The sequence below is a fragment of the Paenibacillus sp. Y5S-9 genome (assembly GCF_036894235.1).
Lineage (GTDB): Bacteria > Bacillota > Bacilli > Paenibacillales > Paenibacillaceae > Paenibacillus.
In genome coordinates, this window is record NZ_CP145887.1 from 6,369,991 (window position 1) to 6,392,884 (window position 22,894).

Sequence of the window (22,894 nt, forward strand, 5' to 3'; positions counted from 1 at the left end):
TAGAGGCAAGGACATTGAATGACATGGAATTGCACCCTATCAAGTCTGATTTCTGAACATTTGTATCACATGCGAAAATATTGACTACCGAATCATGGTCTATGTTGATCCTTCGTTCAAACCAAACAACCCTCACCCTGCCTCAGGATGAAGGTTGGTCGTTGCTATGCAAATGTAGGCTATCTAGGTAATCCTGTATGCCCAGATTGATTTATTTTTTTACCGCGTGAATGAAATGTATCGTTTCAAATGCCCTTAGATAATCGGTTCGATCCTGGAAAAACTGTTCCTGAATCGCCTCTGGAGTCAGATGCTCATAGATAAGCAACCCCGCTTCATCAAGCAAGGCCTCCATCTCCACATATGAGTACCCGGATTGCATCGGCTCACCGCCAGCTGCTGCCATCTGGATCATATGGTCCACGCGATTAGATATGCCCTTTGTATCAAAAAGATGTTCGTCAGCGTAGTCAAAAACAATTGAACTGCCGGAAGGCAGTTTCGTAAACAACACTTGTAACAACCGGGACAAGTCTTCTTTGGTCAAGTAAAAAGAGACGCCAAGTAAACTCACAAAGGATTTCTCGCTGCTTAACTCTTCAGTCACGAGCGTTATAAGAGAATCCTTATCGGTCAAATCCATAGCTACAAAGTGCAGATTGGATGGAATAGGTAGTTTCGCGGACGACAGCCGACTGCGTTTGAATTGCTGTGTGGCCGGGATATCCACTTCAATGATGTTCAGTCTATCCTTTAATTCCGGATACCGAAACGCAAACGTATCCAGACCGGCTCCAAGTATTACATATTGCGTGCCTCCTAATGCCATTTCATGAAGCAGCACTCGTTCGCAATATGCGGCACGTGCCAAGGGGGTTGGAGCAAGCTGGGTCTGTACAATCCACCTCAGTATCTCATCCGGGTCGTCCTTGATCAGATGAGCCATGTCCGGGTTGAAAAAATGGATACCTTGAATCATATTCTCACGGATATCCGAAAACTCTTGAGGAGTGATAAGCGCACTGGCTATATAATCATCCAAAATAAGAGGTGTATCGTATTGGCAGTGGTAAGATCGACCAAAAGCCGAAATCAAGGATGTAATGCTGGACTCATTTTGCTTCATCATATTTCATCCTCCCGTACAAACAAAAATAAGATTCCCCCTGGCCAGGAGAACCTTAGTATATACGGAATGTTTTAATATGTAAATTATAGCATAAAAAGATTTTTTTGTCAATATAAATCTAAGGGATAATCTGACAGGTTAAAGTAGCTTTCTTTTCTCCTCCACTCTAACCTGTCCTCTCCCTTCATCATACGATTCAGCCCAAAAAGGCTAGGCGTCCATCCCATACTCCTTCACTTCACGGTTACGGTTCAACACTGCGTGCAGTACAAAACCAAGTACCGCAATAGCTGCTGTGCCTGTTGCCAGCCAAGCTACAGGAATAAGTCCTTGCTTGTCATACATGACCCCCATCGCATAGGGTCCGATAACCCGTCCAACCGCACCGATCCCACCCGATATCCCGATGTAAAAAGGTGCCGCCCTGCCAGCATGCTCGGAGATAAATGCAGGCGTTGCAGGGGAGATCAACATCTCTCCAAACGTGGCCAGTACCATTGCGAGCACCATGCCCGGATAGCTGTACATGGTAATCATCACAATGTAGGCCATGCCATAGAATACCGCACTCGCCGTCATCTGGGCAGTGGAGGTACGGGCCATGGTCCGTTTCACCCAGCTGGTAAAAGGTTGGCCCACAAAGATCAGCACCCCGTTCAGGGTCCAGAGCAGACCGTACATTCTTTTTTCCATACCCTCAGAAATGATATACGGGGACACACCTGTGTTCCAGATGGAGTTGCCGAATAACAGGAAGAGCACGCCCAAGCTCATAAACAGATATAATCGGGTATTACCCAGCAATGCCCAGACGCCCGGCCCATCGGGGACGGTTTTGCGTTTGGTCAGATGCACTTCCCCCTGATCCGGTTCGACTCGCGACAGATAATACCAGAAGAATATCGCAAATCCGGCTGAGGTCACTCCGTTCAGTACAAAGCTGAGGTGATAGGAAAAGTCAGCCAGAAAACCACTCAGCGCCGTACCAATCGCCACCCCAATATTGTTCGCCACATAGATAATATTGAATAATTCACCGCGTCGCTCCGCAAACCGGAAGCCAATAAAGGCCTGAATCGCTGGCAGCGACAATGAACTGAACAGACCAATCCAGCCCATGGCACATATAAATACGACCCAGTACGCACTAATCCACGGCAACGCAAACAAACCTAACGCATTAAGAGCCAGTGAGCCGATAATCAGCTTCTTCACACCCACCCGATGGTACAATGAACCTCCAAGCAATTGTCCAAAGATGCCACCCAGGGACTGAATCAGGATCACAAAACCCGCGTTTGCCATCGTCCGTCCAAGTTCATCAAACACATACATGGTGGTCAACGGCCACATCAAGGCACTGCCTGTTGCGTTAACCAGACTTGCTAATAAAAATATTCTCACTTCTTTTGGATAGTTATCCAGCCATCTCATCATCGTTAATTCATTCTCCTTAGTACCTCTGCACAAACAAATAACCATAAAAAATAGACCTTTGCCCTGACGGCATAACCATAACCAGCCAGAGCGAAGGTTTTATGAAGTGTCACATGTATTGCTCTTTAGATCCTGCTCAAGTTTTATCCTTTGTTCATCTTACCTCAAAAAAATCATGCTGCAAGCACACTCATTGACGCTTCACTTCAACAGTGGCCGAGAAGAAGGTCGCCCCGTTACCCATGTCAGACAATCGGTTGGACGTGAGCGAATTGGCTCGCTGCTTCTTGCCATCACCATCCCACCATAAACCTTGGCTGATGACGGTTCCCGGCAACATGGCTTCACTCACCTTGGCGGTAAGTTCGATGCGCCCACGATCATTCCATACGACCACTGCATCTCCATCCTCCACGTTTCTACGAATAGCGTCCTCAGGGTGTATCTGCAATAGAGGCATCTTTTCCAAACGCTGATGTTTGGCTGAATTGCCAAAGGTGGAGTTCAGGAAATTATGGTTTGGCGGCGACAGGAACATCAATGGATACGTATCGGCAGGTCCAGCCGGATTCTCCCCATCATATCCTTCAACCAGAGCGCTATAGGTAGGGAGCGGGGGAAGCCCTCTCTGTTCCATTGTCTCGGAATACAATTCGATTTTGCCTGAAGGCGTGGGCAGCTGATCCAGATATGTAGCATGTGGCGTCATATCCAGCTTCACGAATCGATGTTCCTTCAGTCCCTCCAACGTGACCCCATTCATGTAGGGGTTGCCTGTGCCCTGAAGTGCGTCCTCAATCATCTGTTCCGGCGTTTCTCCGAAGATTGCAGGATCGTACCCCATAGCCTGCCCAAGCAGTGAGAACAGTTCCACGTTGCTCTTGCTCTCCCCAATCGGTGCAATTACCGGCTCTTGCAGATGAACGTACTGATGCCAATAAGAGGTGTACAGGTCCGTCGCTTCAAATGAAGATGTGGCTGGCAATACGATATCTGCATATTTCGCCGTATCCGTGATGAACAGATCATGCACAACCGTGAACAGATCTTCCCGTGCAAAACCTCGCTCCACCCGCTCGGTATCCGGTGCCACCACCAGTGGATTGCTGCAGTAAACCATCATAGCCCGGATCGGCTGCTCTGCTTCCAGCAACGCTTCACCAATCCGGTTCATGTTCACTACTCGCGGCTCCGGATTCTGCCGCAGCTCCGGACGTTCCAGCGCGTCGCTATTCGTGCTCGCGTAGCTGTTCGTGCGAACGGCACCGCCGCCTTGCTTCAGCCATTGCCCTGTAATGGCAGGCAGACAAGCAACGCTACGCACGTTCATCCCCCCATTATCATGGTGCTGGAGGCCATTGCCGATGTGAATATGGGCTGCCTGTGCGTTGCCGTATAGTTCGGCCAGCTCCACAATGGTTTCCTCCGGCACACCCGTAATGCGTGCAACACGTTCAGGGTTGTAACTGCGGACATGATCACGCAGTGCCTCATGACCCACTGTATACTTTTGCATAAACGCTTCATCCGTTAGTCCCCGTTCGAACAGCACATGCATCAAACCCAGCGCTAGTGCGCTATCCGTGCCCGGATACAAAGGAATAAACCAGTCGCCCCATTGGGCCGTACGATTGCGATGAACGTCGATGACGACGATCTTGGCGCCTTTCTTACGGGCTTTCTCCGCCAAAACGACCTGGTGCATATTCGTACTGACGATATTACCGCCCCATACCAGGATGAGATCCGCGTGCTCCGTATCTTCCGGCACCGTTCCGTGGTTGGCGCCCATCGTATATTTCCAGCCGGTATTTCCAGCAGAGTTACAGATCGTCTGCTCCAGCACACTTGCACCAAGCGCATTGAAGAAACGTCGGTCCATGCCGTCTACGCCGAGAATGCCCATGTTACCGTAAAAGCTGTAGGGCAGGATGCTCTCCGGGCCGTAAGTCTCGGACAATGCAGTGAATTTGGTCGTAATCTCGTAAATCGCTTCATCCCAACTGATTCGTTCAAACTGGCCTTCACCTTTGGCTCCTACACGTTTCATCGGATATTGTAGACGCTCGGGGTGATACACCCGCTCGGTCATATTTCTGACTTTATTACAAATGGCACCCTTGGTGATCGGATGATCCGGATTGCCTGCCACCTTCACAATTTTACCGTTCTCTTTATGTAGTAACAGACCACAAGTATCCGGACAATCGAGCGGGCATACCGCTGCGAAAATTCCATTCTCCTGATCGATCATCGTATGGCTCCCCCTCTTTAAAAAACTATCCCTATATCATATCTTCTTCGAGGTTAATACGTAAAGAGAACAATATATTTTCGCCCAATATTCACCGCTATAGCGGATTAAAATTATTTTCAAAAAAATGTTTTGCCATTTGATTCAACTTCAGAATTCAGGGGTAAATTAAAAATAAGGCATTAGGCTAGTGTTTCCCCACTTCCTCCTCATGCCATATCATGGACCACTCCCGAAATTCGCCATGAACAGGTTTCGTTCCCCCGAACCTTGTCATGGCGAATTTATTTTGCGTTAAACTCCAACAAGGACCCCATACAAAAAAACGATCCCGCCTTGCTCCATCACAGCATATTCGCCATGAACCGAGCAAGATCAGAATCGTCTTCTCTTCTACATGAATGTTCCATTACCCATGTATACATACGTGTATATATGCCCTGCTACGCCTGCTTGCTCCACATCGCTCTGGCCTCCGTCTCCACAGCTTCGATCGACGTGGCTACCTCCGGTTTCACTTTCGGCTCAGCTTGGCGCAGGTACACCACCCAATAGGCTGCAGCTACAAACAGAGCACCACCAGTCAGATTCCCGAGCCATACCGGAATGAAATTCATCACATATTGGCCCCACGAATAATGTCCTTCGAAGATTGCCGCCGGGATGAGGAACATATTGGCCACAACGTGCTGGAATCCAATGGCCACAAACGCCATCGTTGGAAACCAAATACCCAGTACCTTGCCACTCATTGTATCCGATGCATAAGATAGCCACACCGCCAGCGCGACCAGCCAGTTACAGCCGATGCCTGAGATAAAAGCCTGCAGGAATCCGTCATGCAGCTTGTGTCCAGCCATATCCACCACTTTCGCCAGATATACACCCTCTCCGGTCAGACCAAGCACATGTCCAAACGCGTATGCGACAAACAAAGCTCCAACAAAGTTACCAATCGTCACTAAGGTTAGATTTTTCAACATATTACCAACGGATAACTTTCGAGCAATCGTCGCGAGTGGAACTGCCATCATGTTACCTGTCAGCAACTCGCCACCACCGATGAGCACCAAAATTAGTCCCACCGGGAACACTGCTGCACCAATCAGATTAACCAGACTTCCCCACTCAGCAGGAGCAGATGCAATCACCCGAATATCCAGTAGAAAACCGAGCGCAATAAAAGCCCCTGCCAGAAAACTAAGCACCAGTACAGAAGACACCGGATATTGAGCCTTCTTCATGCCTGTTTGCGCCGTATATTGTGCAACCTCAAGAGGTGTTTTTGCTGCCATATCATTCATCCTCTCCTTCATTGTTCATCATTGGATAAAACCATTTGAAATTCATTAGTTATGCGTTGAATACCACATCCTAATTGTATCTCGGTCCTAAACATAACTTTGTGCAAATTATCACAATGTTGTTTAAAAAAATACTTTCAGAGCGTCTTTGAATAGTTAAGTCAGCAGAGTATAGTAAGACCTTTTGAAGCTAAAAAATCACAAAAAAGACTGACGATATACTCGCCAGTCTTCTTTTTCCTATATAATCGTCCGCCTTGTTTCGTAATCCTGGCAGTTATTGTACACCTCATGTTTACAGATAAGCATGACTTATCTTTGTATGGCGTTTATCATGCTCGCTGTTCGACCATCTATTCTGCTTGCTTACACCATTGCTGGTGCTTTTACTTCTACCGGTGGCAGTGCTTGCAGACCAGCCGTGTTCAGGAAGTTCCATGGTTTGTTGTAATGTGGCTGGAAGAAGAAGTCGATGAAGGCCAGCTCATCTACGGTCATGTTGTTTTGGATGCAGACCGAGATCGTATTAATCGATTGGGTCAGGTCAACCTGAGACATCACCTGTGCTCCGACGATCCGACGAGTTGCCTGCTCATATACCACTTTAAGCAACAGTTTCTCAGCCGTTGGCATAAACTCCGGACGGTAGCTATCTTCCAGTACGACAGATTCCACAATCAAACCTTCGTCAGCAGCAGACATTTCCGTCATTCCTGTACCTGCGATATTTTGCTCATAAATTTTGATACCGGATGTTCCTTGTGTACCCATGTATGGTGTCGTAGGACGAACCAGGTTGCGGGCTACAAGTGTACCCATCCGTACGGCGTTGGTTGCCAGCGGAATGTAAGATGCTTTACCTGTCGGGTTGTAATGAATAGCACAGCTGTCACCTGCAGCGAAGACGTCTTTTTGACTCGTTTGCATATATTTATCCACGACGATTGCGCCGTTTGGCAGCATATCCACTTGGCCTTTAAGCAACTCTGTATTTGGACGGAAACCAATGCACAGAATAACCAGATCGGTTTCAAACTCTCCTTTGGACGTAATCACCTTAGTTACTTTGCCATTCTCTCCAGTAAACTTCTGTACCGTTTGACCAAGAGCCAGCTTGATGCCACGCCCAGTCAACGTATCTTCGATCGCATCCGTGAATTCAGGGTCCAGGTATTTGTTCAAAATCCGGTCCACACTGTCGATCAGGGTAACTTCCTTGCCATTCATTTGGAAAGCTTCCACCAGCTCAACGCCGATATATCCTGCACCTACAACGGTAACACGTTTGGCATCTTTGGCTTTTTCAATAATCGTGTTGGAATGATTGTAGTTTTTGCAAAGTAAAATGTTATCCATCTCGATGCCTTCAAGCTTCGGAACGACAGGCCATGACCCCGTTGTCACAATCAGTTTGTCAAACGTATCTTCAAATTCTTCCCCGGTTTGCAGGTTTTTAGCCTGAAGGGTATGGCCCTTGGCATCTACTGCTGTTACTTCATGAAGCATCTTGGTTTCAACACCAAGCTCTGCCAGTTGATTAGGCGAAGAATAGAACAAACCGTCAGGGTCTTTCACAACCCCACCTACGTAGAGCGCAATGCCACAAGATAGGAAGGAGATATTGTCATTGCGCTCATACACCGTGATGGTAGCATCCGGGTACAATTTGGCGGTATTTACGATGGCTGCGGTTCCTGCGTGTGTACATCCGATAACTGCGATTTTCATTAAAAGTTCCTCCTCGAAATATATAAATGAGTTTGAATATAACGTTATTATGGTTGTGAAATATTTCACTTCTTGTTCGAAACTGTGTATGTGATTTATTTCACTTTATACACTCATTATAATGTGATATTTTTCACATTGCAATAGGTTGAGCAAAAAAAGTTTGTCGAAAGAAGTCATTTCCCTGTATTTAAGCCTTTCTCCCCTTCATTGTATTGGTTTCATTGTCCCCGGATTGGGGTCGATTTATGCTATGCAAAGGCTTCCGCGTTCCCTGTATGGACACAGTATGGACGTATAAAATTAGAGTCCTCTCCCACATTCATGTTTTACTTGTACAAAAATAAATACATTCAATTTCCGCTAAATGTTGATTTTTAGATTGGTAAATGATTACAAATTTATTCTGAAGCCAACCTTACCTGTGAAGAGAATATAGCCACGCTATATAATAATCAAAGAAGCCTATCCTTGCTTATGCAAGGACAGGCTTCTCAACGTTCATGTATTAACCGAGTAATTTCTCGATATCTGCAATCATTGTCTCCGGAGATTCTTTCGGTTCAACACGACCTACCACTTCACCTTCACGGTTAACAAGGAACTTGGTGAAGTTCCATTGGATGTCGCTTGTTTCACCTACGCCAGGTTGTTGCTCCTTCAGGTATTGGAACAGAGGATGAGTGTCCTCACCATTCACATCTACCTTGGCAAACACCGGGAAATTCACACCATAGTTAATCTGGCAAAATGATTCCGCTTCCTCACTTGTACCTGGCTCCTGCCCTCCAAACTGGTTACAAGGGAAACCCAGTACAACCAAGCCTTGATCGCGATAACGATCATAAAGCTTTTGCAATTCACCGTATTGCGGGGTCAGCCCACACTTGCTGGCTGTATTAGCAATGACCAATACCTTACCTTGATACAGATCCAGTGAGACTTCTTGGTTCGCGGTGGTTACCGCCTGATATGAATATACGGACATGACTGATTCCTCCCATGACATATGTTGGTTTGGGCTGTTGCGAGCACGTTGGCATAACCAATGAACCCACAGCCTGTCCTATTATTATAGACCTGATCCGATGCGATTACCAAATCCCGGGTCTACCCGTCCCCTTTGCTCCCATGCGTTGCAAATTCCCCATGAATGCAAAAGAGCCGCGTGCGACAGCGCACAACGGCTTCATTCTATAATGTAACGACCACATATGGCCCATTTCGTTAACTTCCTGTCGCTTGAACACGTGGTTCTGTCCGTCCTCCAGCATGAACCATCGCACTGTTCATGACCATCTGCTCTGGCGTCTTCGATTGCTGACGTTCGCCTGCAAGAGCGTAAGGCAAGCAGAGCGGTACACCGGAACGCGGATCAATCACAATATCTGCTTCAATGTTAAATACTTCACGAAGCACATCCGAATTCATAACTTCTACGGGTGAACCATGTGCAATGGCTTTACCTTTTTTGATACCAATCATGTGATGTGCGTAGCGGGATGCATGATTCAAGTCATGTACAACCATAACAATGGTACGGTTAGCTGTGGCATTCAGTTGCTCCAGTAATTGCAATACTTCGAGCTGGTGAGCCATATCCAGGAACGTAGTCGGCTCGTCCAGGAAAAGGATATCCGTCTCTTGAGCAAGTGCCATGGCAATCCAGGCACGTTGACGCTGTCCACCGGACAGTTGATCAATCGGACGATCATGGAATTCAGTCATGGCTGTCACTTCGATAGCCCATTCAATCATACGTTTGTCTTCCGCACGCATGGAGCCAAATCCTTTTTGATAAGGAAAGCGACCATACGATACCAGTTCAGTAACGGTAAGACCTTCAGGGGCTGTTGGATTCTGTGGCAAAATCGCAAGCTGCTTGGCAACTTCACGCGTGGACTGTTTATGGATGGACTTCCCGTCGAGCAATACATTACCTGCTTTTGGAGCCATAATACGCGCCATCGTTTTCAGGATGGTTGACTTCCCTGAACCATTGGCTCCAACAAGTGCTGTAATTTTTCCTTGGGGAATCTGAATATTCAGATCCTCTACAATTAGTCTTTCCTCATAAGCGATATCCAGCTTGGTCGTCTCCAGACGAAACATGCGATCATCCCTCTCTCATTTATCCCGGTTATGTAATCCGGCTATGACAACAAAAACGAAATTGTAATTCTGTGTATTTCCGACGCAAATATCTTCTACACTAAAGATACTGATAATCATTATCATTTGTCAACATAAAAAACCAAATTTTCTTCTCTTTTCGTGCTTTATTTGCTCTTTCTGTAGCAGAAATCTCCCTCTTTTCCCAAGTGCATATGAGATCTTTTCTCATTCATTCCGCGTACTTTATCATTTCTGACTGTCTTTCAAACTCTTGAATCGCAAATTTTGTGTCTGAATTGTGAATGTGTGAGTTTTTTTCATGCGTTTGCTATATCCGCCATATCAAATAAAAAAAGATGACCTTGAAATTCAACTTCAAGGTCATCTCACATACGCTCGTTTAATAAGGTATGAAGTCAGCATTTTTTTCATTGTTGGATCAAAAGACACTCAATGAATCTATGCAACACGCTCAAATAATATGATGATTTACAGCCTAATTAGGCTGCGGCATCAATTGGATTACCGTCATCCCGCCCTGAGTGCTCTGCACACTGGCAATGCTCTCGGCATCCATATTCGCTGGAAGATCAATCTGCAATCCATAGGGATAAAGGCGATCTACCTCTCCAATAGACATCTGTGCAGGAGTGGTCGCATCCGCATCCTGTTCATTGGATACAGATGTGTCAGGTGATGTCGAACCTGTAGCCTGATCTGAATCGGTCCCTTGATCCGTGTCTCCACTCGCAGCATTAGACGATACATTCGTCCCTGTATCCGTTGTTGCATCGGTAGCAGGATCTGAAGTGCCATCACTCGATGTTGAAGGATCGGCCTGCTGATCGCCATCCTGCGTCTGCTCTGTGTTCCCCGTGTCTCCCGCTGAGGACCCATCCGTGCTTCCTTCGGAAGTACTTCCTGAGCCACCATCGGAGGTATCTTGGGTATCAGGCTCTTCATTCCGATTAAAGCTCTCCCACTTGCCTGTAGCATCCAACTCTTGAGTGCTGCCATCCTTCATCGTCAATTGAAGTTTGCCTTGCTCAAACTCAGTGCTTCCCGTATCATTCCTGAAACGGATCACCAGTTGAGCAGGTGATTGCGTACCCTCCTGTTCACTCGCAGGAATCATATAAGCAATCTGCTCCGCGAGCTGCACCTCAGGTTCAGCCGGTATGACAGGCTCCTGGGTAGATGGAGGGGATGCCGCTGGCGGCTCTACAGAATCTTTCATCCATGCATATGTACCGCCAGCAATACCAAGAACCAGGATCAAGAGGATTAATCCGAACAGATTTTTCCTTTTACCCGTTAGCATCCGCACCAGTGGAGAGGACAATTCCGTCTTCGCACGATCATAGACCGGCTTCATTGTCTTGCTGGCTCTTGCATAATACGGTTTGAAAGCCGACTTCGACTTGAAAGCTTCACGGTCATGGGCTTTGAAATACGCCACGATGGCATCCGCATATCCTTTATGCGCATTGGAACCCCGGACAAACATTCGATGATCTCCTGACCAATCGAAGAATGGATACAGCCCTTCAGCACGACTTGCATTGGTGCGGATGAATTCAATCAGGCCAGGATAATCCAACCGATTGCTGCCGCTTCCTCCCCGATAAAAAGCCATCGGCAAAGCTTCATATGCCGCGATCCCCGGATGAGCCTGCAGCTCTCCGGCAAGCCAGCGACGCGTCCAGCGCTGAAGTTCATTGCGTTCTGCCAGGGAAAGTGCCTCCAATGCCTCTTCTTCATTCCCCTCGCCACTAAGCCACGCTCTAGCTGCCAGCATCATGTTTGTTCGAGCGGAAACATCCGAGCCCTGACGTGCCGCCCAATCCCGAACCTCATTGCCATGCTGCAAAATATCGATACTTAACAGCTGTTCACGGTTAACCCGTTCCAGATCCAGATCCTGAATCATAAACAGGTTAATGACATAAGCAAGCTTGTCTGCAAGGCGGGTTAACTCCTCCTGATATGCCGGTTCTTGACTGGCAGACGGAGATTTACCTTTTCGATTAGAGCGGGCTGTAGATTCAGACTGACCAATTCGTGCAGTAATACCTGTATCATAAATACTCTCAGCTGGTACCTGATCCAGTATGCTAACGCGCTGGAGTGCTTCATTCGCAGCTTGCACCGGATTAGGTGCAGAACATAACCGTTCACGCAGCTCACTGGCTGTCCGCTCCAGCAAGAAGCTGTAGTGGATCGCAGATGGATGGGACGTAACCCATCTTTGGATCACTTCCACAACGTTCGCTGCCGATTCAGTACGTTTCAGCTGATTATCCAGATAAGGCTCGAACAATAGCTTGGTGAGCGATTCATTGGCCAGCACTTTATCAAAGAATGCCCGATTCAGCTGCGTATGCCGATCCAGCACAGCATACAGTTCCTGCACAGCACGCATACGCTTCTGGGCGCGGGCATTATTCACACCGTAGATGAAATAGTCCACAATCCAGGATTGCACCACAGGCGCGGCAACACTGAAGTATTCTCCAATGCGAGCAGCAACGTCTTCTTCGGGTACATTCTCACGCTTCACACTGTCCAGTTCTCGGCTGAGCAAGGTCAGGAACAGCTCGTTCAGGCGGGAACGTTGCCGCGATCCACCATCCGGCTTCAGATAGGTCAACAAGCCACTCAGGACATGGCTTTTGTTATCCAGGTACAGATCTTCCATGCCTTGTTCAAGAGCATAGAACACCGATAGTTCGCCATAGGCTTCAATGGAAAGCTCCCGTCCAGGCTCCATGCCAGACAGCATTTCGTCCGCAAAGGTATAGAACGCATCCGCAGCACGAGGTTCCTGCAATAAAGCCCAGGCGAATTCCGCATAAGGTAACTTCGCCACTGATGCATCCGCATGTGTCACTCTGCCGGATACCAGATCAAAGGTGAAGTCCTTCTCCGTATTCCGGTCTTTCGGACGCAACGTCCCCCGCTCTACAAACTGGATGTGGATGCCCTTCTTGGCCTGCGGCTCCTTGGCAAACGTCATGAATCCCAGCTGCCGCCGGAAGGCGTATGGTAACGCTGTGTACAGTAAACGTAACAATCCTTTGGCACCTGCGGTCACTTCTTCTGCTGGAAGGTCCAGCGCAATGTATACTTTTCTGCGTGTCGCTACAGACTGCATTACCGCATAGAGCAGGCGCTTGAACAGCACCTCGTTCATCTTCAAGGCGCTCAGCATCTGGCTTGGCGATGAATCAGGGCCGCTTCCCTGCGATATTGGCAATTCAGCAAGCGCTGGTAGAACTGTACCTTGTTCGATGTCATAGGACGTGGCGAACACGGCATCCAGCCAGCCGTCTTGCTTCATCTGCTCTTCCGAACGTTCGGGAGACAAGACGTAATTATGTGCAAAAAAGGCACTGCGCAGCCCGGTGAAATCCGCAGCCTGGTACACATTTTGCCCAAGAATCGTCTCTCCACTCTCCAGATGAAGCAGGTGAATGGAAGCCGGAAACTTCGTCTCGTCCTTCTCGCTACGGCCTGTCAGCTCCGCTGGAGCGTCATAGACACAGTAGGGGTGAAGCACTTTTTTGATAAAAGAAGGGTCCAGTCCCGGCGATGCCGCAACCGTATCAAACCCCTCTGTTGTGCGAAACACCCCGCGCCGCTCTCGGGTATACAATTGTTGTTCAATGGGCGGGGTTACGGAAGAACGCATCATCCCACTCTCCCCTCAATGTACTTCAGTTTGTACAGCAACCACAGGAAGGGTTCATCCACGCGAATCGGGCTAACCACACCCTGCAATTTCATATCCACCGGATTGCTGCCCAGCGCAGATACTGCGAAATAAGCTGTATCCTTGAAGTACACATCCATCGTGCCCTTGAACGGACGATCCACCTTCTCGATAAAACGCCGGATTTCCCCGTCGATATTTTCGAACTCCGTTAGGTCGAACCAATCGCGGTGCACCATGTTGCGGAACACGTTACTGTTCGATTTGATATAATCCCCCTCTTCATCCTTGAGGGAATGCAGCATGTCGCTTTTCGTGAGCACAACGGCTGTTGGAATATTGGTCTTGGCTTTGTCCTGATACGCGATAAAATCTCCGAACATCGTCAGCACCACATCACGCGGCTCATCGTATCGTGGCGTCCACTCTCCAGGCTCGTTGCCGAGGTTAATGCGGATTTTGTCCCGAATCGAACGAATCTGAAGCGGGTCCACCATGAACAGGATACCTGCCGAGTTCTTGATGTGCTGCCCGTGAAGTCCGAGATAATCCTGCTCCACCATACCTTCGCCCGCAACGTCAAAGAATACCAAGGTCAGCGGCGCTTTATCTTCGTCCTTGAACACAAACTGGAAGATAAACGGCTCTTGCAACTTCTCCTTCTGGGTGGAATCCAGCAAATCGCCCCGTTCGAACAACGGTTCTTCATAATCCGCACGGAACCGTCGGCTGATCTCCGCATTCAGTGGCATGCAAGCCGCGTCAAAATGATCCGCTGTATAATGCTGCAATGTATGAATTAATGAAGTCATGTAGACGGATTTACCCACCTGGGACGCACCAATAATGGAAATGATGTTGCTCGGTGCTTTACCAGCCGTAACAGGTAGCTCGTTATGACATTGCGGACACAACCGGCGGCGTGTAACGACACCGTACCGATCGTTCAGACCCATCACGATGTTATCGGAATAAATCCGATGTTCCTCTGGTACATCATGCGGAGCCAATACGGCCTCCATATCAAATACCGTGTCGAGTCCGAACCTTTCACGATACCGATTCAACTTCGCATCTTCCCCGAGCGCGTAGTCCTCATCATCATCGCGGTGATGGGCGGCGCGGAACACCACCTCTTCCGGTGAAAACTTGCTGAAACAATAAGGGCATACAATATCGTAAAACAGCGGACGTTCCTCCGGCTGTTGTCTCTTCAAAAACCGACTAAAAAAGCTCATAGCCACTCCCCTCCCCTGATCAGTTAGACTAAGGTGATTTACACTTGCACTACGATGACAGAGTAACCTTCCAATCGCTAGTCCAACTATCTAGTCTGATATAAGCCGATAGGCGGCTCCATATTTCGGTCCGTCCGTGAAGAACAATCGTACATAATCATCCTTGGCAACTTCAACGGGCGGCATCTCATTTCTTCCGGGAGCAAAATCACTCACAAAAGGATACACCGTACCATCTTCCTTATTCAGCGGAACCCCGCCCTGTTTGCGAACATAACAGAGGGCTTCCTTTGGAACAGGTACTTCCGCTGTGACGGTGATCAATACACTTTTTCGTTTCTGAAAAAAACCGCTCTTGTAGCGAATGGAAAAGCGGATATCCGCCTTCCCTGCGCTTGCAATCACCATGTTGTCCTCGTCTCGTTGACGAATCAGTACAGGTCCCTCTTCCTCCATCTGACACACATACACGGTGTACTTGATGGCACCAAAACCTGTGATCCGATCCGTGTAACCATTGCTCGCCTTATATTCCTCTCTCGTGTACAGCTTCAGCTTGCCCTGTGCAGGCTCTTCCCCATTACGAACATCGCTCATCATATCCAGCTCCAGCCGTTCCACATACACAGCTTCTACCCGTTCCGGCCAGAGCCAGCGAAGTGTACAACGCCCTTCGTCCACCGCAAGTGTCAGCTTTCGAATCAAGGGTGTCGAAGGGTCTGCATCCGTAAACCGCATTTCCATTGACCTCCCGACGTTAGAATCCTTTGCTGCGTGTATCTCTTGGTCTCTGACCAAACCCTTCGGCAGAAGAAGTTCCGCCGCCAGCTTCACGACGACCCCTGCTCTTCCGCGGCGTGTTCTCCTTAATCGGAACAATCCAGGAGAAGAGGGTCAATACGCCAGACAAAATGAGCATCGCACCAAGACGTACGAATGTATCACCCACGTTCGAACCGTCGAGGCCCCATTCGAGCAGAAGCCCTGCCAGTAGACCCGATACCGCACCACCAATACCGAAGCTGAGCGCGAGATGACGGTTATCAAACACGAGTCCGAGTGACACACCCAGCGCCACGCCAATCAGTAACACGGCTGCTACACGGAAAATCGCCAGATAAACGCTATGCTCCATCATGCCTGTACGCTCCGTCACCAGCGTCCGTTCATCAATCGTATCGTAGATCTGCTGGAATGCCAGATTCAGACCACCGGAATCCGGTACATCATAGTACATGCCACCCGTTTGCTGGGCAATATTACGCAGCAAATCCGTTCCTGATGGGTCCACCAGACTGAGGCCGACTGTATTAATGGAAATCTGTTCGTTGTTATATTGGGACAAAATATCTGCCGTATCCGCTTCACTGAAGCCATCGGATAACAAGATGACAACGGTACCGCGTTTCGGGTCCTGTTTTCCCTGAATCTGCTCCATGCCTTCCCGCAACACGGCATCAAAATTGGTGCCGCCCGAAGTTGTGACAATGCCATCAATTTTGTTATAAACCTCATTCTTGGCCGCTTCACTATCCAGCGCAATAAACGGTTGCAACAACTGCGGCTGGTCATCAAACGTAATGACAGCTACCTGTTTGTCACTCTCCATTTGGCTAATCAGTGTCTTGGCGGCTTCAAAGCGTCCATTATCCGGATCTGTCTCGCTCATGCTGCCCGAGTTATCGATCATGAGTATGATGTCTTTCACTTGCTTCACACCGCCCGGATTGATCTGATACAACAATTGCAGGGCGAGTCCAACAACAAACAACAGAGCCAGTGTTGCCGGAACAAGCAATTTCCACGACAGTCCCAGATACCGGAGCTTCCATGAAGCGCCATTCAGCTTGGGTGAGATCATCTCTGCGATCAAACAGAACAATCCAACGCTCAGCGCAAGTATCCCAAAGTATAATCCCATCAGCAACAGACGTGGCATCTCCCCAAGCCATTGACGCAGCATGATTTCTCCTGCCGCAAAGCCCACTGCCCCGCCAATCAGGCTGAACAGGACCAGGAGAAGATTGATTTTTCGCTGCATGTCTACATGCATCCTTTCCATACCAGCCGTAAGCAGGCTGAGTTAATACAAAATTGGTGCTGGGTATAGGACACCGCCAGACGTCGTCTTAACGGATGGGTGCCAACTTCTCCACCAGACCTGCGGGGTGAAGTTCATAGCCATTTTCCGTATACGAGTCGTAATATACCTTACCGTTCCGATACACCATGAGATCCTCCAGATGGAAACCTCCCATCAGATTCAGCTTCTCTACACCACTGCTGCGTTCTTCGTACACCACACCCAACTTGTAGATGCGTGACGTCTCTTCGGCATGTGCCGCGTAGTCCATGAAAGCACTATGATGGTCACCAAAGAAATACTTCTCTTCATACCGATGTTCCTGCGTATAATCGAATACCCGTACCCGAACCACCGCCTGATCCTCCAGGGTGTGGTACAACCTGCGGAACAGATCATCCCTGGTTAATACGTCTTTATCTCCGTAGGCAATCGTTACATTGGCCCGCTGCAACAGCTCTTCTTCAAATGGCAATCGCAATGGCTCGGCTGTAAGCAGCAACGAGTGACATACCTCCATCAGCCGTTTCAACAGACGGTCATCGCCTTCTGTGGCAAGCCGGTTCATGTCTCCCATGTAACGGTCCTCAAACCATACATCTCGTCCGCGCTTGGCTTCCAGGTCGATGATTAGCTCTTCCGTCACTTTGCCGTAGTACTCCATCACGTTCTGGCCAATGTATTCATCCGCAGCGGCGATACTTTGGGTAGCTGTCTCGCGCAGTGTGCGTTCCAGCGCTTCAAGTGCTGCTGTGACGTGGCGACTAAAACGGTGAAGCTCTTCCATCTCCGTATCGTAGATGCGCAGCAGATGTAATTCATTTTCCAGTCGCAGTAATTCTACCTTCGGTACATACACTCGCTCCAGCATGCAGTCAATCAGATTGCGTACATTCTGTTTATCACGGAACAACGCTCGTTTGAACGACTGATCTTCCACTCGCTCTTGCTGACGTTGCTCCAGCAGAGCACGTGCCGATTCAAGCTGCATTGATTTATCCCGAATCAGTCCGAGCAGCGCTTCACGTACACTGCCAGGCTCACTGTCACTCCAGGCCGCCCACTGGAAGTAACCAACCTCTGAATGCTCCGCGCGGGATTGTTCGGCCTGACGGCGCAGAGAGCCGCCAGAGCTGCGCTCACGCACACGCTCTTCGACAAGACGGACAACGTTATCGCGGAAGTACGCTTCAGCTCCTTGTCCAAACAACGCTCTCTCCGCTTCACGAAGGGAGAGAGGCTTCAGATCAGAGAAACTAACGTTATGCGTCATGATGCCACTCATGCCACTAACCAGATCTTCATTGGGCAGCAGACCTTCGACTTTGCGTTCCACCGAGGCCGCATCCAATCCGAAGAAAGCGAGCTTGTCCTTGATGCTCCAATCCGGCTCCTGCCGCATGCGTGCGAGCAGATACCGATACATGTGATATAACACCGCCAAGGCAATTGGCTTGTTTGGCCGCCTAATCTCGGCAAAACCCGCACTTGCATAACCATGCTGATCAGAGGTGGTACGAATATTGTTTTTAAAAGATGTATTGTTGTATGTGTTCGCTCCCGTGCTTGAAACGGTACCCGAGTGATCCACATCCTGCTTCCTGTTCTTCAGCAGGCAGATGCGGCAGATGATCTCGGCATTTTCGATCCAGCCACCGGGAACGCCGGTTCCACGCTCATTTTTGTCGGACAATAGATATACCAGATCAAACAACGGCGAAGCGGGATGTGTAACAGGAATGGAGATCCCATCCTCCGTCACCAGCAGATTACCGCTGAACGTATAGTCCAAGGACTGCATATAATCCAGTTCCCGTAGAAAAGCAAGACCTGCTGCGCTGGCATACCCGAAGGAATCCACCTGTTCCATCTCACTGACCAATACATGTAGATCCGTCTGCACCGACTTGAAGGCTTGGGACAGAATGGTCTCCGTCAGCTTGGTGAGCTCCGGCAACAATACATTCAACGGATCATCCGCTCTGGTTACCACCGTAACGTAAATCCGATCAAATGACGAATATAACCGTCCATATTCGGCAATCCGGTTACTTACCCGCCGAAGCGTACGATTCAGATCAAAGAGCGCCTGATCCGATTCATGGAAACTGCGATGTACATCCTTACGCCGTGTTTTGGACGGTCGCTCTGTCTGCCCAGCGGACAAAGGCAAGCGGTGACGAGTCACCTGACCATCATCGGACGAGCCACCATTTCTCGTTTCAACCGGACGTGCTTCCTGATCTTCTGTACCGATCTGAACGTAGACCACACCGTCTCCGTTGTCCCACTTCAGCCGATTGATCTCCTGCACGGCAGACACTGCAGGTGCAACCAGATCACCCACAAACAGGAACAGTGCCGGGTAATGGATACTGCTGCGTCCATCACCCAGGCTGCCTTGACGCTCCTGCTCGATTGCATACTGTGCTGCATAATTCTCCAGATCACGCTTCAGGGTATTGTTCGAATTGAACTCCATCCCGGCCGCCATCTTACTTCAGCCTTCTGCGAATGTCGTTCAGCTTGGACGACATCGTTCTGTAGAACTGATAGATGTCTTCTCCGTTAGCCAGCTCTACCCGCTCGTATTCGAGACGATCACGCGATTCCATGAACAGCGCAGCCAGATCATCCAGCTTTGTCAGCAATGGGGTGATATCCTCAGAGGCTGTAAGATCGTTATCGCGACGGGAGGCTTTACGCAGCAATGTACTGCGATCCTTCTCCGCCAGACCGCGGAAGTTGCCAAACACTTCATACTCGGCAAAGTTACGGCTCTTCATCAGGTTTGCAAACGGCTCCCATGCGTCTTCTTCCGGGTCACGGTCATAAACGTAAAGTGCACCTTTTTTGACGATGGTGTCGGTATATAACGCTTCGATGAAGCGGTCATACCACTGCTCTTCGTCCTGGTACTGGGCAAGAATGCCTTCGAGTTCGGCGACTTTGGCCGAGATGGCATTCATCTTTGCCAGTTCCTCACGTACACGTGCGATCAGCTGCGGAGAGCGTACCAGGTTTTCTTTGGCCATATCTTCATTAATACTTCCGAAAATATCCTTAACGCCTACACGCGGTAACCCTTCGGATTGCAGACGTTTCAGCTCGATCACGGCCCGCTTCACTTCGCCGAGGTTCGGCGTGGTGGACGTCAGACGCATGTCGTAGGCTCCCAGTTTGGCAGACAAATCAAACGCTTCTGTTGTCACAATCGCATACCGGTTGCTTGTATTCTCATCAATGGATTTGGCTGTCACAATGTTGTATCCGAGCGCCTGCTCAAACTCGTTACGTACACGGGCGTTATACTGCTTCACGCGGGCGTTCTCGTACACATCTCCCCATGATTTCTCCGGAATCGGAGACGGCAGATAGGTCCAGTTGTTTTTCTCCGTTTGCACCAAGTGACGACCAATGCCTTCTTTGTCCAAAATGGTACGTTCATAACTTTCCTCATATACCTTGAGCGGTGTATACACAAAGAGTGGCACCCCGTTGCGGGTGTTCAGCCAGAAAATCCGGTTACGCACTTCACTTTCCTTGACGGTAAAATGAGACTTGCCCACCGCATTGTTCTGATAATTACGAATCCCTTTCAGAATGCCCGGCGCCTGTGCCGGTACCGATACAAATCCCCATGAAGGGAAATGCAGACTGCCTGTACTGTTGCTCAGATTAAACACCGGAACGGCCTCATCATCCAGCTTGCCAGCAATGAAACGTTCCACGAATTTCTCAACCGACTCATCCTGACCATATTTGATCACCAGGAAATCTTCCATGGAACGCGTAATCAGATCACCGAATTTCTCACTCAGGAAGTCGGAGATGGAGCTGACGATATCAATCTCGTTCTCTTTCACCCACTGGCTGGAGTTTTCCAGCAATTCACGGGAGAAGTCACGAATCAGATCATCCGTATCACGCTTATCCAGTAGCCCGTCCACCACACTGACGATATCCGGTACACTTACGACGTTCCAGTAATATGTTTTGTTGCCTTTGTGATCGGCTTGTTCTTCACCGCGTGTCAGCAAATCACCATTCTTGGCGAATATCGAGCTAAGGGCGTTCAGCGTTTCGGTAAATACGTTATAAATGCGGCTGTTTTCCTGGTTCAGCAACTCATACAGATCTTCATAGAACTCGATCATCTGATCGTTGCGTTCCACGTCGGCGTGCAGCCAGTACTCATGAATTTTTGCTTCAATATAAGCATTCTTTTTCTTCTCTTTGGAGACAAAAGCACTCTTCGCATCGCCCAGTTTCTCTTCGGACTGCTCCTGAGCTGCTTCAATATCACGTGGAATGCGGAAGGCATTCTCACGCAGCGTTTCGATGTACGACTGAATCATCTTCAGTACACAGAAACCTTTTTCCGTATAAATTAGACGAGAGACATAGAACGGACCTTGTTCGGGATGTAAAAACATACGCCGGATCTGTTCAGTGAACTGACCCGCAATCTCACCCGGCAGCTGTTTCTTCGCCTTGATATATTCTTCACGAGCACGAGCCAGGAAGTTCTGCTCCAGTTCGGTATCCATATTCACAACCTGTGATTTCACCACGTTGCCATAGGATAAACGCTCGCTGTTCTGATAACCAGGCAGCGGCTCTGGCACGCGCGCTTCAAAGGACTTGACCACACTTTCGAGATCAATGCCCAGCTTGCGGGCAAACTTCTCGGTATCCTCCTGGTTCGGTGCTTTGGAGAACATCGTGTTCATTTTGTCGAACATCCGGTAAGCCAGATACGTTGTCATCTCTTCAATCGGCAGTACAGCCGAAGATGCACCGATGATGTTGTAATCATAGTTAGCCGGGTACACCTTGTTCATCTGTGCAATGTTGGTCCGAATGTTGCTGATATAGTCATGGATCGCAAACTCCTCACCCGACTGCTTCTCCTCACTTGCCATGAAGTTGGTAATGTTCTCGGCCGTGACGTTCATGCAGTAATCGTAGGCGTTCTCCAGCAATTTGCCCTCTGTATTCGTCGCAGAGATCAGGTGACACAGGTTAAATGGCGGTAGTGGTGAGTTGACTGTTAAAATATTGCCGTACTTCTGTGTAAACCGCTCACCGCGGCTATCCACGTTCATCCAGTAATCCAGCTCTTTGAGCGCAGCATATCCGTTCTTACGAATGTATTCGCGAGTGTGTTCGCTCAAGCTTTTGTTGGACAGGTTCACGTCTGGCGTGAACAGATACCCCAGCGTATTGACACGGTCAATCCCGGCAGAGCCGTGATCACGTTCGATAATGCCGCGTACGATATAGGAAATATCGAGGAAACAGCCGCTGCCTGTACCGCCGGACAGACCTGTCAGCAGGAACACCATCAGTTTTTTGTTGGTGCCTACGGATAAGGTTTTGATCTTTTTGTCGATGGCCTGCACAACCTGATTAATCTTCGTGAACAGGAGCAGACGTCCAGCCTGACGCACACCTGCGGCGCCGTTCATACCGTCCGTGATGCTCAGTTCCGGAGATAGCCAGTCCGTAATGTAAGGCTCCAGCACGCTGCGGTTTTGAAGAAGTCCGCCAATCTCGGCATTGGATAGCAGCACGAATTCATTAATCGGATCAAGTCCGATCCCTTTATACTTTTTGGCACGATCCTGTTCGTTTGTCTCAAAAGCCAGAAACTCCACATTATCCGGCTTGTCCATTTTTTTCTTGGATACCGGGTCCTGTGGCAGCTTGAAACGACGGTTAATCTGATATTTGAGCCGCAGCAGCGCATCAATTCCCGTTCCCCCCAGACCAATAATCAGAATGGGGTTATCAATCGTATCAACTCTGATCTTCTCACTGACAATACCTCCGCCAAGTGATACATCCAGTTGCTGAATATGTTCTCTAACAATCGGCTTCATTCGTTGTCC

At 48.9% G+C, this 22,894-nt stretch carries 13 protein-coding genes; all 13 read right to left on the reverse strand.

Annotation, left to right across the window (positions count from 1 at the left end):
- Positions 1-211: 211 nt before the first annotated feature.
- The 13 genes from V6669_RS27985 to V6669_RS28045 all read right to left on the reverse strand — a co-directional run bounded on the left by V6669_RS27985 (position 212) and on the right by V6669_RS28045 (position 22,885).
- Entirely contained in the window at positions 212-1,126 is a 915-nt protein-coding gene (locus tag V6669_RS27985) for a class I SAM-dependent methyltransferase (protein WP_338595069.1), read from the reverse strand.
- A gap of 213 nt (positions 1,127-1,339) precedes the next feature.
- Positions 1,340-2,563: an MFS transporter gene (locus V6669_RS27990; RefSeq protein ID WP_026081431.1), complete on the reverse strand. Its 1,224-nt coding sequence runs from the start codon at positions 2,561-2,563 to the stop codon at positions 1,340-1,342.
- Positions 2,564-2,756: 193 nt separating this feature from the next.
- Positions 2,757-4,820 carry a molybdopterin oxidoreductase family protein gene (locus V6669_RS27995; protein WP_338588848.1) on the reverse strand — a complete coding sequence of 688 codons (2,064 nt, stop codon included), beginning with the start codon at positions 4,818-4,820 and terminating at the stop codon, positions 2,757-2,759.
- A gap of 443 nt (positions 4,821-5,263) precedes the next feature.
- Positions 5,264-6,115: a formate/nitrite transporter family protein gene (locus V6669_RS28000; RefSeq protein ID WP_338588850.1), complete on the reverse strand. Its 852-nt coding sequence runs from the start codon at positions 6,113-6,115 to the stop codon at positions 5,264-5,266.
- A 375-nt stretch (positions 6,116-6,490) separates the two neighbouring features.
- Entirely contained in the window at positions 6,491-7,852 is a 1,362-nt protein-coding gene (locus V6669_RS28005; protein WP_338588852.1) for an FAD-dependent oxidoreductase, read from the reverse strand.
- Positions 7,853-8,360: 508 nt separating this feature from the next.
- The gene (locus V6669_RS28010) at positions 8,361-8,840 is read right to left on the reverse strand and encodes a glutathione peroxidase (protein ID WP_047840764.1); all 480 of its coding nucleotides are present in this window, start codon (positions 8,838-8,840) and stop codon (positions 8,361-8,363) included.
- 239 nt (positions 8,841-9,079) lie between these two features.
- Entirely contained in the window at positions 9,080-9,964 is an 885-nt protein-coding gene (locus tag V6669_RS28015) for an ABC transporter ATP-binding protein (RefSeq protein WP_091012819.1), read from the reverse strand.
- 499 nt (positions 9,965-10,463) lie between these two features.
- Positions 10,464-13,661, reverse strand: coding sequence for a hypothetical protein (locus V6669_RS28020; protein WP_338588858.1), 3,198 nt, complete (start codon positions 13,659-13,661; stop codon positions 10,464-10,466).
- Positions 13,658-14,917 (reverse strand): hypothetical protein, encoded by a 1,260-nt coding sequence (locus tag V6669_RS28025; protein WP_024632789.1) that lies wholly within the window; start codon positions 14,915-14,917, stop codon positions 13,658-13,660. Before V6669_RS28025 ends, V6669_RS28020 begins: the two co-directional genes overlap by 4 nt.
- Positions 14,918-15,007: 90 nt before the next feature.
- A complete protein-coding gene (locus V6669_RS28030; RefSeq protein ID WP_338588864.1) occupies positions 15,008-15,655 on the reverse strand; it encodes a beta-mannanase in 648 nt (215 codons plus the stop codon).
- Positions 15,656-15,674: 19 nt separating this feature from the next.
- Positions 15,675-16,958 carry a vWA domain-containing protein gene (locus tag V6669_RS28035; protein WP_338588866.1) on the reverse strand — a complete coding sequence of 428 codons (1,284 nt, stop codon included), beginning with the start codon at positions 16,956-16,958 and terminating at the stop codon, positions 15,675-15,677.
- Positions 16,959-17,046: 88 nt separating this feature from the next.
- Positions 17,047-19,494, reverse strand: a complete 2,448-nt coding sequence (locus V6669_RS28040; RefSeq protein WP_338588868.1) for a transcription initiation factor TFIID — start codon at positions 19,492-19,494, stop codon at positions 17,047-17,049.
- 1 nt (position 19,495) lies between these two features.
- Positions 19,496-22,885: a tubulin-like doman-containing protein gene (locus V6669_RS28045; protein WP_091036105.1), complete on the reverse strand. Its 3,390-nt coding sequence runs from the start codon at positions 22,883-22,885 to the stop codon at positions 19,496-19,498.
- Positions 22,886-22,894: the final 9 nt, after the last annotated feature.